Genomic DNA, 509 nt, shown 5'->3' with positions numbered 1-509 from the left:
CGAGATGATGTAAACTCTATATTCTCTCACTGATTCTTACAATGACTTAAATAATTGATCTTATGAAAATTGCTACTTATAATGTGAACGGAATAAACGGCCGGCTGCCGGTCCTGCTTCGATGGTTAGAGGAAGCTCAACCCGATATTGTCTGTTTACAGGAATTAAAAGCTCCTCAGGAACGTTTCCCGATTACAGCCATAAATCAGGCCGGTTATCAGGCCATCTGGAAGGGACAGAAAAGTTGGAACGGTGTTGCCATACTGGCAAAAGATCGTGAAATCATTGAAGTGCAGCGTTCTTTACCCGGTGACGATGATGACGTGCAAAGCCGCTATATTGAAGCGATTATCGACCAGATTGTCATCTGTTGTTTTTATGTTCCCAATGGCAACCCGTATCCCGGTGAGAAGTTTGACTATAAACTGGCATGGATCAAGCGGCTGCAAAAACGCAGTCAGCAATTCATAGATATGGAACTTCCCGCCATTCTCATTGGTGATTTCAAT

At 43.2% G+C, this 509-nt stretch carries 1 protein-coding gene; it reads left to right on the top strand.

Translation table 11 applies throughout. From position 1 onward, the window contains the following. Positions 1-62 precede the first annotated feature (62 nt). Positions 63-509 (top strand): exodeoxyribonuclease III (locus BBH99_RS13080; RefSeq protein WP_185111079.1); only part of this gene is annotated, 447 nt, incomplete at its 3' end.

The sequence above is a fragment of the Chryseobacterium contaminans genome (assembly GCF_001684955.1).
GTDB lineage: Bacteria > Bacteroidota > Bacteroidia > Flavobacteriales > Weeksellaceae > Chryseobacterium > Chryseobacterium contaminans.
The sequence above is the reverse complement of the archived record's forward strand: the minus strand, read 5'-3'. Positions and strand labels throughout refer to the sequence as shown.